General features: G+C 71.2%; 12 protein-coding genes. 7 read left to right on the top strand and 5 right to left on the bottom strand.

Annotated elements, in window-relative coordinates; translation table 11 throughout:
* Positions 1 to 42: 42 nt before the first annotated feature.
* Together ACIOMQ_RS13310 and ACIOMQ_RS13305 are read right to left on the bottom strand one after the other, a co-directional pair.
* Positions 43 to 309, bottom strand: coding sequence for a protealysin inhibitor emfourin (locus tag ACIOMQ_RS13310; RefSeq protein ID WP_362194200.1), 267 nt, complete (start codon positions 307 to 309; stop codon positions 43 to 45).
* Between the two features lie 38 nt (positions 310 to 347).
* Positions 348 to 1424, bottom strand: a complete 1077-nt coding sequence (locus tag ACIOMQ_RS13305) for a M4 family metallopeptidase (RefSeq protein ID WP_401264040.1) — start codon at positions 1422 to 1424, stop codon at positions 348 to 350.
* A 294-nt stretch (positions 1425 to 1718) separates the two neighbouring features.
* On the opposite strand from ACIOMQ_RS13305, the gene leuA reads away from it, so the two are divergent.
* The 7 genes from leuA (at position 1719) to ACIOMQ_RS13270 (ending at position 10271) form a co-directional block, all read left to right on the top strand.
* Positions 1719 to 3506: a 2-isopropylmalate synthase gene (gene leuA, locus ACIOMQ_RS13300; RefSeq protein ID WP_362194206.1), complete on the top strand. Its 1788-nt coding sequence runs from the start codon at positions 1719 to 1721 to the stop codon at positions 3504 to 3506.
* A gap of 208 nt (positions 3507 to 3714) precedes the next feature.
* Entirely contained in the window at positions 3715 to 4392 is a 678-nt protein-coding gene (locus ACIOMQ_RS13295; RefSeq protein WP_362194908.1) for a TerB family tellurite resistance protein, read from the top strand.
* A 159-nt stretch (positions 4393 to 4551) separates the two neighbouring features.
* Positions 4552 to 6657, top strand: coding sequence for an MMPL family transporter (locus tag ACIOMQ_RS13290; RefSeq protein WP_362194209.1), 2106 nt, complete (start codon positions 4552 to 4554; stop codon positions 6655 to 6657).
* Between the two features lie 24 nt (positions 6658 to 6681).
* Positions 6682 to 7929, top strand: coding sequence for a sensor histidine kinase (locus tag ACIOMQ_RS13285; RefSeq protein WP_362194212.1), 1248 nt, complete (start codon positions 6682 to 6684; stop codon positions 7927 to 7929).
* Positions 7926 to 8609, top strand: coding sequence for a response regulator (locus tag ACIOMQ_RS13280; protein WP_401264034.1), 684 nt, complete (start codon positions 7926 to 7928; stop codon positions 8607 to 8609). The genes ACIOMQ_RS13285 and ACIOMQ_RS13280 overlap by 4 nt, the downstream gene beginning before the upstream one ends.
* A 58-nt stretch (positions 8610 to 8667) precedes the next feature.
* Positions 8668 to 9414, top strand: a complete 747-nt coding sequence (recO, locus tag ACIOMQ_RS13275; protein ID WP_072483560.1) for a DNA repair protein RecO — start codon at positions 8668 to 8670, stop codon at positions 9412 to 9414.
* A 35-nt stretch (positions 9415 to 9449) separates the two neighbouring features.
* Positions 9450 to 10271 carry an isoprenyl transferase gene (locus tag ACIOMQ_RS13270; protein ID WP_401264031.1) on the top strand — a complete coding sequence of 274 codons (822 nt, stop codon included), beginning with the start codon at positions 9450 to 9452 and terminating at the stop codon, positions 10269 to 10271.
* 40 nt (positions 10272 to 10311) lie between these two features.
* Here ACIOMQ_RS13270 and ACIOMQ_RS13265 read toward each other — a convergent pair whose 3' ends face one another.
* The 3 genes from ACIOMQ_RS13265 to ACIOMQ_RS13255 form a co-directional block, all read right to left on the bottom strand.
* Positions 10312 to 10746, bottom strand: a complete 435-nt coding sequence (locus tag ACIOMQ_RS13265; protein ID WP_362194222.1) for a Fur family transcriptional regulator — start codon at positions 10744 to 10746, stop codon at positions 10312 to 10314.
* A 65-nt stretch (positions 10747 to 10811) separates the two neighbouring features.
* Positions 10812 to 11705 carry a metal ABC transporter permease gene (locus ACIOMQ_RS13260; RefSeq protein ID WP_362194225.1) on the bottom strand — a complete coding sequence of 298 codons (894 nt, stop codon included), beginning with the start codon at positions 11703 to 11705 and terminating at the stop codon, positions 10812 to 10814.
* 2 nt (positions 11706 to 11707) lie between these two features.
* Positions 11708 to 12490, bottom strand: coding sequence for a metal ABC transporter ATP-binding protein (locus ACIOMQ_RS13255; protein ID WP_362194228.1), 783 nt, complete (start codon positions 12488 to 12490; stop codon positions 11708 to 11710).
* Between the last annotated feature and the right edge of the window lie 12 nt (positions 12491 to 12502).

Here is a 12502-nt window from a genome sequence, read left to right as displayed (position 1 = left end):
GCGCCGGTCCCCCGGGGGACCGGCGACCCGGGCAGCTCTCTCTCACGCGCCCTCCTTCAGGACGCGTGAGATCAGTGCGCGCTGGGCGTCGCTCAGTTTCGGATCCGCGCAGTGGATCGTCCGGTCGCCGATCGTGATCCGGTAGCGGAAGCCGTCCGGGACGCCCGGGGGCGGGGTGTCGTGGCCCGCGGCGAGCGCCGATTCGGCCAGGGCCTCCCATTCCGGGGCGTCGGCCCGTCCGGCGGTGTCGACCTCGCGGTGGCGTGCGATGCCGGCGAAGCCGCCGGTCCTGCTGACCTGAATCCGCATGTGGTCTCCTCCATCGCCGGACGGGTCCGGGGTCGTTTCTACGCGGTCGGTACGCCCACCTCCGACCATGCCTTCAGGACCGCCTCCGCCTCGTCGCCCTCCCCGAAGCGGCTGCGGGCCGCGGCCACCGTCAGCCGGGCGAAGGAAGCGAAGTCCGCGTCCACGGCCAGTTGCCCCCCTGTGAGCACATCGAACCAGAGTTGACCGGCCCGCTCCCACGCATTGCCGCCGAGCGCCGTCGCCAGCAGGTAGAACGCGCGGTTCGGGATGCCGGAGTTGATGTGCACTCCGCCGTTGTCCTCGCTGGTGCGGACGTAGTCCTCCATCGACGCGGGCTGCGGGTCCTTGCCCAGTACGTCGTCGTCGTACGCGGTTCCCGGCGCCTTCATCGAGCGCAGTGCCTCGCCCTGGACGCCGGGCGCCAGCAGTCCGGCGCCGATCAGCCAGTCGGCCTGGTCGGCGCTCTGGCCCAGCGTGTACTGCTTGACCAGGGAGCCGAAGACGTCGGACACCGATTCGTTGAGCGCGCCGGACTGGCCGTAGTAGCTCAGGTTGGCGGTGTACTGGGTCAGCCCGTGTGTCAGTTCGTGGGCGATCACGTCGATGGCGACGGTGAAGTCCAGGAAGACCTCGCCGTCCCCGTCGCCGAAGACCATCTGCTCGCCGTCGAAGAAGGCGTTGTTGTACTTCTCGTCGTAGTGCACGGAACCGATCAGCGGCAGTCCGCTGCCGTCGATCGAACGGCGGCCGTACGCCTTGAGCAGCAGTTCGAACGTGGCTCCGAGCCCCGCGTACGCGCGGTTGACGCTCGCGTCCTTCGTGGGCTCCTGCCCCTCCGTGCGGACCTCGGTGCCGGGCAGCCGGGTGCTGTGGCGGCAGTCGTACAGGGTCCGGTCGGGTTTGTCGGACGCCTCCCCCTCCGCCGCGCGGGCGGGGGGCACGGTGGCGACCGTGGCCATCTGGCGGCGGGTGCGGCGGGCGGCGTCGCCCTCCAGGGTGCGGCGGGCGGGGCCCGCGAGATCGGGGTTGTCGGACTGGGACAGCTTGTCGAGGACATGGGGCGGCACGATGGTGCAGAAGACGGGGTGGAACCCGTGCGGAGACTGAGGCTGCATGCACTCGACTGTGGCACCGGGTAACCGTCATGTCACTGGTTGCGACCCGGATTGACGAAATGGAGTGATCGGTCACTGTTGGGTGTTTCCGCTGCCCGGTCCCGCATACTGATACGGGACGGACGCCTCAGGCGCCTCTCGGCTACTCTCGACGCATCATGCGTTTCGGGCTGCTTCTTCTTAGCTGCCGCGGCGAGGGCCTGTAGTCGTAGGCCGACCCCCTCCCCGCGGAGTCTGGTGTTGCAGCGACACAGTCGGCCGTCCCATTGGTTGGACCCCGAGGAGCCGTACGCCATGACCGCCGCAAATCCCGCTCGGACCCCCGCTGAGACCGCTGTCGGCCGGCCGACGCCGGTCACCAACGCCACGGGCCTGCAGAAGCCGTCCGGGATGCCGATCCACAAGTACGGCCGGTACGAGGCCGTCGAGATCCCCGACCGCACCTGGCCGGACAACCGGATCACCGTCGCGCCCCGCTGGCTCTCCACCGACCTGCGCGACGGCAACCAGGCCCTGATCGACCCGATGTCGCCGGCCCGCAAGCGCGAGATGTTCGATCTGCTCGTACGCATGGGCTACAAGGAGATCGAGGTCGGCTTCCCGTCCTCCGGCGAGACCGACTTCGCGTTCGTCCGCTCCATCATCGAAGAGGGTGCGATCCCCGAGGACGTGACGATCTCCGTCCTGACGCAGGCGCGCGAGGACCTGATCGAGCGGACCGTGGAGTCCCTCGTCGGCGCCCACCGCGCGACCGTCCACCTGTACAACGCGACGGCTCCCACCTTCCGCCGGGTCGTCTTCCGCGGCTCGAAGGACGACATCAAGCAGATCGCCGTGGACGGCACCCGGCTGGTCATGGAGTACGCCGAGAAGCTGCTGGGCCCGGAGACGGTCTTCGGCTACCAGTACAGCCCCGAGATCTTCACCGACACCGAGCTGGACTTCGCCCTGGAGGTCTGCGAGGCGGTCTGTGACGTCTGGCAGCCGGAGGAGGGCCGCGAGATCATCCTCAACCTGCCCGCCACCGTGGAGCGTTCGACCCCGTCCACGCACGCGGACCGGTTCGAGTGGATGTCGCGCAACCTGACGCGCCGCGAGTTCGTCTGCCTGTCGGTCCACCCGCACAACGACCGCGGCACCGCCGTCGCCGCCGCCGAACTGGCCATCATGGCCGGTGCGGACCGGATCGAGGGCTGCCTGTTCGGCCAGGGCGAGCGCACCGGCAACGTCGACCTGGTCACCCTGGGCATGAACCTCTTCTCGCAGGGTGTCGACCCGCAGATCGACTTCTCGCAGATCGACGAGATCCGCCGCACCAGCGAGTACTGCAACCAGATGGAGGTCCATCCGCGCCACCCTTACGCGGGCGACCTGGTCTACACCGCCTTCTCCGGCTCCCACCAGGACGCCATCAAGAAGGGCTTCGACGCCATGGAGGCCGACGCGGCCGCCCTGGGCAAGACGGTCGACGACATCGAGTGGGCGGTGCCGTACCTGCCGATCGACCCGAAGGACGTCGGCCGCAGCTACGAGGCCGTCATCCGGGTCAACTCGCAGTCCGGCAAGGGCGGAATCGCCTACGTGCTGAAGAACGACCACAAGCTGGACCTGCCCCGCCGGATGCAGATCGAGTTCTCCCGGATCATTCAGGCCAAGACCGATGCCGAGGGCGGCGAGGTCACGCCGACGCAGATCTGGTCCACGTTCCAGGACGAGTACCTGCCGAACCCGGACAACGCCTGGGGGCGCGTGCAGATCCGCTCCGGTCAGACCACGACCGGCTCCGACGGCCGGGACACGATCACCGTCGAGGCGACCGTGGACGGCACGGACACCGTGCTGGCCGGCACCGGCAACGGCCCGATCTCCGCGTTCTTCGAAGCGCTGCAGGCCATCGGCATCGACGCCCGTCTGCTGGACTACACCGAGCACACCATGAGCGAGGGCGCCAGCTCGCAGGCCGCCTCGTACATCGAGTGCGCGATCGACGGAAAGGTCCTGTGGGGCATCGGCATCGACGCCAACACCACGCGTGCCTCCCTGCAGGCGGTCGTCTCCGCCGTCAACCGGGCCGCCCGCTGACCCGATGCCCGAAAAGGCCTGAAGCCGCACGGCCGAAGACCCCGCCCACCCGCGTCCGGGGGGCGGGGTTCGGCCATCTCCGGGGGTTGTGACGATCGAGGTACTGACGCCGCATCACGACTGTGGTTAACATCACGTCGACACACGGCAATGTTGCCGGAGCGTTACGGAGGTGTGCGACGTGCGGTCAGCCCTGGTACAACGCGCCATGAAGCTGCGTATCTGCGGCATCCGCACCATCTGGGACACCGTCGGCGACGGCGAGTTCTTCTGCCCCGGCTGCGGGGGCGACCGCAACTACCGCCGTCTCACCGGCCGTCGCCGCTTCACGGTGCTCGGCGTGCCGATGCTGCGGCGCGGCACCGCGGGCCCCGTCGTGGAATGCGCCGCCTGCCGGGCCCACTTCGACACCGAGGTGCTCGACCACCCCACCACCACCCGGTTCTCCGCGATGCTCCGGGACGCCGTCCACACCGTCGCGCTCGGGGTCCTCGCGGCCGGCGGCACCGCCTCCCGTCCGGTCCTGGAGGCCGCGGCGGCCATCGTGCGCGATGCCGGCTTCGACGACTGCACGGAGGAGCAGCTCTCCACCGTCGTCGAGGTCCTCTCCGCCGACATCGGCCACGGCTCCGCCTTCGACCCGGCGGCCGAGGCCTGCGGTGCGGCCCTCGCCATCGAACTGCACGAGGCACTGGAACCCCTCGCCCCGCATCTGGCGCCCGCCGGTCGCGAATCGATCCTGCTGCAGGGTGCGAGGATCGCGCTGGCCGACGGCCCGTACGGACAGGCGGAGCGCGAGGTGCTGACCACGGTCGGCGGGGCGCTGCAGCTCTGCGCCGAGGACACCGCCCGGCTGCTCGCCGCGGCGGCGCGCACCCCCTCCTGAGCGGCCCCGCCCGCACCCGGCGCGTACTCCCGCGGGAGTAATCGGGCCCGTGCGCCCACTGTGGCAGTAGCGGCGAAGTCGGCCCCCGGTGCGACGTACCGGCCGCTTTCCGCCGGGAGTCTGGACAGGAACCAGACACCCGGCGGAAGGGGGCCCGTCATGAGGGCCGCAGTGGAATCAAGCGGTACGCGTTCGCGACCGCACAACCGGCGGCGCATGCTGCTGCCCTGGGCGATCCTCGCCCTCTGGGTCGCCGCGGCAGCGCTCGCCGGCCCGTTGTCGGGCAGGCTCGGCGGCGTACAGACCAACCATGCCGTCGACTACCTTCCGGCGAGCGCCGATTCCACGCAGGTGGCGAAGATCCAGGACGCGCTGCCCGGCGGCGAGGCCACCGAACTCGTCGTCGTCTACCACCGCGACGGCGGGCTGACCGCCGCCGACCGGGCCCTGGCCGCCGAGCAGACCGCCGAGGTCGCCCGCGGCCACGCACTCACCGGGACGCCGCGCCCCGTCCCGTCCGAGGACGGCACGACTCTGATGTACCCGGTCGCCACCGTCGAGCCGGGACAGGACGACGACGCCAGGACCGCCTTCGTCGACGAGGTGCGCGCGGTCGCCGAGGGCGGCGGCGGACTGAGCGTGGAGGTCGGCGGCCCGGGGGCGCTGAACACCGACGCGCAGAAGGTCTACGGATCCCTCGGCGGACCGCTGCTCTACACGACCGTCGCCGTCGTGGCGATCCTGCTGATCGTCATCTACCGCAGCCCGCTGCTGTGGCTGGTGCCACTGGTCGTCGCGGGCGTGGCCGACGCCCTGTCCATGGCCCTCGTGTACGGCCTCAACCGCGGCTTCGACATCACGGTCACCAGCCAGAGCTCCGCCGTGATGACCATTCTCGTCTTCGGTGTGGGCACCGACTACGCGTTGCTGCTGGTCTCCCGCTACCGGGAGGAACTGAGCCGCTTCGCGCGGCCGTACGACGCCATGACCGCCGCCCTGCGCGGCTGCGGGCCCGCGATCGTCGCCTCCTCCGGCACCGTCGCCGCGGGACTGCTCTGCCTGCTCGCCGCCGACCTCACCAGCAGCCGGGGCATGGGCCCCATCGCCGCCGTCGGGGTGCTCTGCGCGCTGCTGGCCATGACGACGCTGTTGCCGGCGCTCCTGGTGCTGCTCGGCCGCCGGGTGTTCTGGCCGCTCATTCCCGCGTACGGCAGTGTGCCCCGGCAGCGCCGTTCGCTCTTCGCCGTGATGGGCGGTTCGGCCGGGCGCAGGCCGCTGGCCGTGCTCGCCTGCGGGGGAGTGCTGCTGGGCGCGCTGGCGCTCGGCGCGTTCCACCTGCCCGGCGATCTCAAGCAGAAGGACTCCTTCTCCAGCAAGCCGGAGTCGATCACGGCGATGGAGACCCTCGCCGCCGCCTACCCCGGCCGCTCCACCCAGCCGATCACCGTGATGGCACCCACCGACCGGGCCGGGGCGGTCCTGGCGAAGGCCCGTGCCACCGAGGGCGTCGCCGCCGTCGAACGCGGCCGCAGCGGCGGCGGCTGGACCGAACTGTCCGTCGCCGCCACCGACCGGCCCGAGTCCGCGGGGGAGCGGGCGACCGTCGAGGCCCTGCGCGACTCCCTGGACGGCAGCCACGTCGGCGGGCCCGGCGCCCAGCAGATGGACGCGGAGACGGCCGACGCCAGGGATCTCAGGACCGTCGTACCGCTCGTCCTGGCCTCCGTCCTGCTGATCCTGATCGCACTGCTGCGCAGCCTTGTCGCGCCGCTGCTGCTGGTCGTCGCCGTCGTCGCGGTGTGGGGCGCCTCGCTCGGCATCGGCGGACTCGTCTTCGAACCGCTCCTCGGGATGAAGGGCACCGATTCCGGACTGCCACTGCTGTCCTTCGTCTTCCTGGTGGCACTCGGCGTCGACTACGGCATCTTCCTGATGCACCGGGTCCGCGAGGAGACCGTCTCCGGCGCCGCACCGACGGCCGCCGCGCTCACCGCACTGCGCACCACGGGCGGGGTGATCGCCTCGGCGGGCCTGGTGCTCGCGGCCACCTTCGCGGTCCTGACGAACATGCCGATGGTGAGCCTGGTCCAGATGGGCTTCGTCGTCGCCGTCGGCGTACTCCTCGACACCTTCCTCGTCCGCACCTATCTGGTGACCTCCGCGAGCGTGGCACTCCAGCGGAAGATCTGGTGGCCGGGCGCGCTCAGCCGGACCCCCGCCGTACCGGACGGCGCCCGCGAACCCGAACTCCTCACAATCGCCTGACGGATGCCCCACCCGTACCGGAGGATGGCAAGCGTGTCCCGAACCGCGCGCCGTCGTGAGCGCATCATGGCCGTCGTCAACCGCGACCCCATGGAAGCACCGCACAAGTCGCGCACCGACGCCCTCATAGCCGGGGGCGCCGGTGCGCTCTCCGCCGCACTCGCCCTTCTCACCGACCCCGCCCGGTCGCCCGATGCGCTCGGCTGGGTGCTGCTCGTCGCGAGCGCCGTGCCGATCGTCTGGCGGCGGCGCAACCCGCTGCTCGCACTGCTCGCCATGATCCCGCTCCTCGCCGCGTACCACGGGCTCGACAACGCGCACTCGGCACCGATGCCGCAGACCTGGATCGCGCTCTACACGGTGGCGGCCACCGGCCGGCCGCTGCGCACGGTGCTGACCGGGATCGGCGTCCTGGCCGTGATGGTGACGGTGGTGCTCACCATCAACACCCATCAGGGCCTGCAACTGCTGCGCATCTCCGGCTGGATCGTCGCCGTGCTGTTCTGCGGCGTCGACATGCGCGTCTACCGCCAGTACGTCGCCTCCGTGCTGGATCGCGCCGAACGCGCCGAACACACCCGGGAGGAGGAGGCCCGGCGGCGGGTCGCCGAGGAGCGGCTGCGGATCGCCCGCGATCTGCACGATCTGCTGGCCCACAGCATCACCCTCATCGGCGTGCAGACCTCGGTCGCCTCGCACATCCTGACCGTCGACCCGGACCGGCTCGACCGGGCGGCGATCGCCGCGTCGCTGGAGGACATCGCCGGCACCTGCCGGGAGGCCAGGGCCGAGCTGCGCACCACCCTGGAGGTGCTGCGCGACGGCCGGCCCGACAGCCGCGACCCGCACGACGCCGAAGGCCCGCTGCCCGATCTGGCGGCGCTGCCCGGCCTCGTACGGGCCGCCGAGGCGGCCGGAGCCCGGGTCGACCTCGCGGTGCGCGCACCGGCCGGCCGGCTCGCCCCGGCGACCGGCGCGGCCGCGTACCGCATCGTGCAGGAGTCGCTGACCAACGCGGTACGGCACGGGGGAACCGGCGTACAGGTCAGGGTCGCCGTGGCACCGGACGGCGCCAGCGCGCTGCGGGTCACCGTCACCGACGACGGCACAGGACCCCCGAAGGACGGCTCGGCACCCGGGTTCGGCATCGTGGGCATGCGGGAACGGGCCCGCAGCACGGGCGGCACGCTGGATGCGGGGCCCCGCCCCGGCGGCGGTTTCCGGGTCTCGGCACTGCTGCCGTTCCAGGAGGAGGTGGGGGCCACACCGTGATCCGCGTACTGCTCGCCGACGACCAGACCCTGGTACGGGCGGCCTTCGCGATGCTCGTCGAGTCCGACCGGGACATGGAGGTCGTCGCCCAGGCGGGCAACGGCCTCGAAGCCGTCGAGCTGACCCGCGAGCACCGTCCCGACCTTGTCGTCATGGACATCCGGATGCCCGATCTCGACGGCATCGAGGCGACCCGCCGCATCGCCGCCGACGAACACCTCGCCGCGGTGAAGGTTCTGGTCCTGACCACGTACGACACCGATGAGCACATCATCGACGCACTGCGCGCGGGCGCCTCCGGCTTTCTGGTCAAGGACACCCGGCCCGCCGAGCTCCTGGCCGCCATCAGGACCGTGGCGGCCGGCGAGTCCCTGCTCTCGCCCGGTCCGACCGCCCGGCTCATCGCCCGGGTGCTGAGCAGCCCCCGGACCCCGCCCGCCGGAGTGCCGGGCGGTCCGGACCGCCTCTCCGAGCGGGAGCGCCAGGTGCTCTGCCTCGTCGGGCGCGGGCTGAACAACGCCGAGATCGCCGGGACCCTCGGACTCAGCCCGCTCACCGCGAAGACCCATGTCAGCCGGATCATGGGCAAGGTCGGCGCCCGCGACCGGGCCCAGCTGGTGATCGTCGCGTACGAATCGGGCCTGGTCGTACCGGCGGCCGGCGCGGCGGGCGGACACTGAGACCGACCGGTCGCGGGGGCGGGCCCGGTGAGCCTTCCCCGTACCGGACAATGGACGCATGAGCTTGTTCCGGGACGACGGCGTGGTGCTGCGCACGCAGAAGCTGGGCGAGGCCGACCGGATCATCACGATCCTGACCCGCGGCCACGGCCGGGTGCGGGCCGTCGCGCGCGGGGTACGGCGCACGAAGTCCAAGTTCGGGGCAAGGCTGGAACCTTTCTCCCACGTCGATGTGCAGTTCTTCGCCCGGGGCAGCGAGCTGATCGGCCGCGGGCTGCCGCTCTGCACCCAGAGCGAGACGATCGCCCCGTACGGCGGCGGCATCGTCACCGACTACGCCCGCTACACCGCGGGCACCGCGATGCTGGAGACCGCCGAGCGGTTCACCGACCACGAGGGCGAGCCGGCGGTCCAGCAGTACCTGCTGCTCGTCGGAGGTCTGCGCACCCTCGCACGTGGCGAGCACGAGCCGCACCTCATCCTCGACGCGTTCCTGCTGCGCTCGCTCGCCGTCAACGGCTACGCGCCCAGCTTCGAGGACTGCGCGAAGTGCGGAATGCCCGGACCGAACCGGTTCTTCTCCGTCGCGGCGGGCGGTGTCATATGCGGCGACTGCCGGGTACCCGGCAGCGTCGTACCCTCGGCTGAGGCCGTCACTCTGCTGAGCGCGCTGCTCAGCGGCGACTGGGAGACGGCGGACGCGTGCGAGGCGCGTCATGTCAGGGAGGGGAGCGGACTGGTGTCCGCCTATCTGCACTGGCACCTGGAGCGCGGGCTGCGCTCACTGCGGTACGTAGAGAAGTGACTCAGGCGGATCAGGCACAGGGAGCGAGACAGTTCATGGCAGTACGCGGGATTCTCGGCAGCCGTAACCGGCGCGACTACAAGACTCCGGAGCCGCACCCCTCCGGTGCCACGCCCCCGAAGATCCCCGGCGAGCTGGTGCCCCAGCACATCGCCGTCGTGATGGACGGCAACGGCCGCTGGGCCAAGGAACGCGGCCTGCCGCGCACCGAGGGCCACAAGGTCGGCGAGGGCGTCGTCATGGACGTCCTCAAGGGCTGTATCGAGATGGGTGTCAAGAACCTCTCGCTGTACGCGTTCTCCACCGAGAACTGGAAGCGGTCCCCGGAGGAAGTGAAGTTCCTGATGAACTTCAACCGGGACGTCATCCGCCGCCGCCGCGACGAGATGGACGAACTGGGCATCCGCATCCGCTGGGTGGGCCGCATGCCCAAGCTGTGGAAGTCCGTCGTCCAGGAGCTCCAGGTCGCCCAGGAGCAGACCAAGGACAACGACAGGATGACGCTGTACTTCTGCGTCAACTACGGCGGCCGGGCCGAGATCGCCGACGCCGCGCAGCGCCTCGCGCAGGACGTCGCGGCCGGGAAGCTGGACCCGTCGAAGGTCAACGAGAAGACGTTCGCGAAGTACATCTACTACCCGGACATGCCGGACGTCGACCTCTTCGTCCGCCCCAGTGGCGAGCAGCGCACGTCCAACTACCTGATCTGGCAGAGCGCCTACGCCGAGATGGTCTTCCAGGACGTGCTGTGGCCGGACTTCGACCGCCGTGACCTGTGGCGGGCCTGCCTGGAGTACGCCCAGCGGGACCGGCGCTTCGGCGGTGCGGTGGAGGCGGCCCAGAAGCCGAAGGGCTGAGCGGCGCGGGCCCGGGGGCAGCGCCCCCGGGCCGTCGTCGTCACTCCTTCGTGCTCGCGCACTCCGCGCACGTCCCGAAGATCTCCACCGTGTGGGCCACGTTCACGTACCCGTGCTGCGTGGCGATCGTCTCCGCCCACTGCTCCACCGCGGGCCCCTCGACCTCCACGGCCTTGCCGCACATCCGGCACACCAGATGGTGGTGGTGGTCCCCGGTCGAACAGCGCCGGTACACGGACTCGCCGTCCGTGGTGCGCAGCACATCGACCTCGCCCGCGTCGGCGAGGGACTGGAGGGTGCGGTAGACGGTGGTCAGCCCGACCGAGTCGCCCCGGTGCTTGAGCACGTCGTGCAGCTCCTGGGCGCTGCGGAACTCGTCCACCTCGTCGAGCGCCGCCGCCACCGCCGCCCGCTGCCGGGTCGACCGGCCGCGTACCGGGGCCGCGTTCGTTCCACTGATCGGCGCCGTCGCCACAGCAGCCTCCTCGTGTCGCCCGTACCTGTGTCGGGCCATTGTGCCAGCCCGTCCGGGGATCACGGTCAAACCCGGAGGTCGTCCGTGGCGGGACGGGAGGCCGGTACCTCCAGAGTGCACTCCTCGGACGTGGCTTCGCCGAGCCGGGCGCGCCTCCTGGCGAGCGGGGCCGCGAGCAGCGTCAGGCCGATGAAGACCGCGATGGCCAGCAGCACGATCGTCGCGCCGGGCGGGACGTCCTGGTAGTACGAGGTCACGGTGCCGGCCAGGGTCACCGCCGTACCGATGACGACCGACAGCACGAACGTCACCTTGAAGGACCTGGAGATCTGCTGCGCGGCCGCGACCGGCACCACCATCAGCGCGCTGACCAGCAGCAGCCCGACGACCCGCATCGCCACGGTGACGGTCACCGCCGCCGTCACGGCGACCAGCAGATTCAGCGCGCGCACCGGCAGTCCGGTGACCCGGGCGAACTCCTCGTCCTGGCTGACCGCGAACAGCTGCCGCCGCAGCCCCAGCGTCACCAGCAGCACGAAGGCGGCCAGCAGGCAGATCGCGGTGATGTCCTCGGTGGAGACCGTGGAGAGGGAGCCGAAGAGATACGAGGTGAGGTTGGCGTTGGAGCCGGTGTCGGAGAGGTTGATCAGCAGGACGCCGCCCGCCATGCCGCCGTAGAACAGCATGGCCAGCGCGATGTCGCCGCGGGTGCGTCCGTACCAGCGGATCAGCTCCATGGCGACGGCGCCGACGACGGCGACGGCCGTGGCCATCCACACCGGGCTGGTGGAGAGCAGGAAGCCGAGGCCGACACCGGTCATCGCGATGTGGCCGATGCCGTCGCCCATCAGGGCCTGGCGGCGCTGGACGAGGTAGATGCCGACGGCGGGGGCGATGACGCCGACCAGTACGGCGGCGAGCAGGGCCCGCTGCATGAACGGAGGGTCGAGGAATTCCATGATCAGCTCAGCAGTCCGGTCCGGACGGGCTCGGAGGCCGCGTGGGGGTGTACATGGTCGTGGCCGGGCAGGGCGTGCTGGCCCAGCGCCTTCGGGGGCGGCCCGTCGTGCATCACACAGCCGTCGCGCAGCACGATCGCGCGGTCGATCAGCGGCTCCAGCGGGCCGAGCTCGTGCAGCACGAGCAGTACCGTGGTGCCGGCCGCGACCTGTTCGCGGAGTGTCGTGGCGAGGATCTCCTGGCTGGCCAGGTCGACGCCGGCCATCGGCTCGTCCATGATCAGCAGCTCGGGTTCGGCGGCCAGCGCACGGGCGATCAGCACCCGCTGGTGCTGCCCGCCGGAGAGCGCGTCCACGGAGTCCCTGGCCCGGTCGGCGAGGCCCACGAGGCCGATGGCCCGGTCGACCGCGGCCCGGTCGGCCCTGCGGAGCAGACCCAGCTTCGTGCGGGAGAGGCGCCCGGAGGAGACGACCTCGCGGATCGTGGCGGGGACACCGCCGGCCGCGGTGGTGCGCTGGGGTACGTAACCGACGCGCGCCCAGGAGCGGAAGCGGCGCAGGGGGGTGCCGAACAGCTCGATGGAGCCGCCGGTGAGCGGGACCTGACCGATGACGGAGCGTACGGCGGTCGACTTGCCCGAGCCGTTGGCGCCGAGCAGGGCGACGACCTCGCCGCGGTGGACGGTGACATCGATGCCGCGCAGCACCGGACGCGCGCCGAGCGTGGCCGTGGCGCCGCGCAGGGATATCACGGGGTCGGTCGTGGTGCTCCCGGACTCGGGCATGAGCGCCTCCGA

Origin of the sequence: Streptomyces sp. NPDC087845 (genome assembly GCF_044742755.1) — a bacterium.
Classification (GTDB): Bacteria; Actinomycetota; Actinomycetes; order Streptomycetales; family Streptomycetaceae; genus Streptomyces.
The sequence above is the reverse complement of the archived record's forward strand: the minus strand, read 5'-3'. Positions and strand labels throughout refer to the sequence as shown.

Excerpts from the sequence above, each read along its gene's own strand:
- ACIOMQ_RS13310 (WP_362194200.1), bottom strand. The coding sequence starts at position 309 with ATGCGGATTCAGGTCAGCAGGACCGGCGGCTTCGCCGGCATCGCACGC.
- ACIOMQ_RS13305 (WP_401264040.1), bottom strand. The coding sequence starts at position 1,424 with ATGCAGCCTCAGTCTCCGCACGGGTTCCACCCCGTCTTCTGCACCATC.
- leuA (WP_362194206.1), top strand. The coding sequence starts at position 1,719 with ATGACCGCCGCAAATCCCGCTCGGACCCCCGCTGAGACCGCTGTCGGC.
- ACIOMQ_RS13295 (WP_362194908.1), top strand. The coding sequence starts at position 3,715 with ATGAAGCTGCGTATCTGCGGCATCCGCACCATCTGGGACACCGTCGGC.
- ACIOMQ_RS13290 (WP_362194209.1), top strand. The coding sequence starts at position 4,552 with ATGAGGGCCGCAGTGGAATCAAGCGGTACGCGTTCGCGACCGCACAAC.
- ACIOMQ_RS13285 (WP_362194212.1), top strand. The coding sequence starts at position 6,682 with ATGGCAAGCGTGTCCCGAACCGCGCGCCGTCGTGAGCGCATCATGGCC.
- recO (WP_072483560.1), top strand. The coding sequence starts at position 8,668 with ATGAGCTTGTTCCGGGACGACGGCGTGGTGCTGCGCACGCAGAAGCTG.
- ACIOMQ_RS13270 (WP_401264031.1), top strand. The coding sequence starts at position 9,450 with ATGGCAGTACGCGGGATTCTCGGCAGCCGTAACCGGCGCGACTACAAG.
- ACIOMQ_RS13260 (WP_362194225.1), bottom strand. The coding sequence starts at position 11,705 with ATGGAATTCCTCGACCCTCCGTTCATGCAGCGGGCCCTGCTCGCCGCC.
- ACIOMQ_RS13255 (WP_362194228.1), bottom strand. The coding sequence starts at position 12,490 with ATGCCCGAGTCCGGGAGCACCACGACCGACCCCGTGATATCCCTGCGC.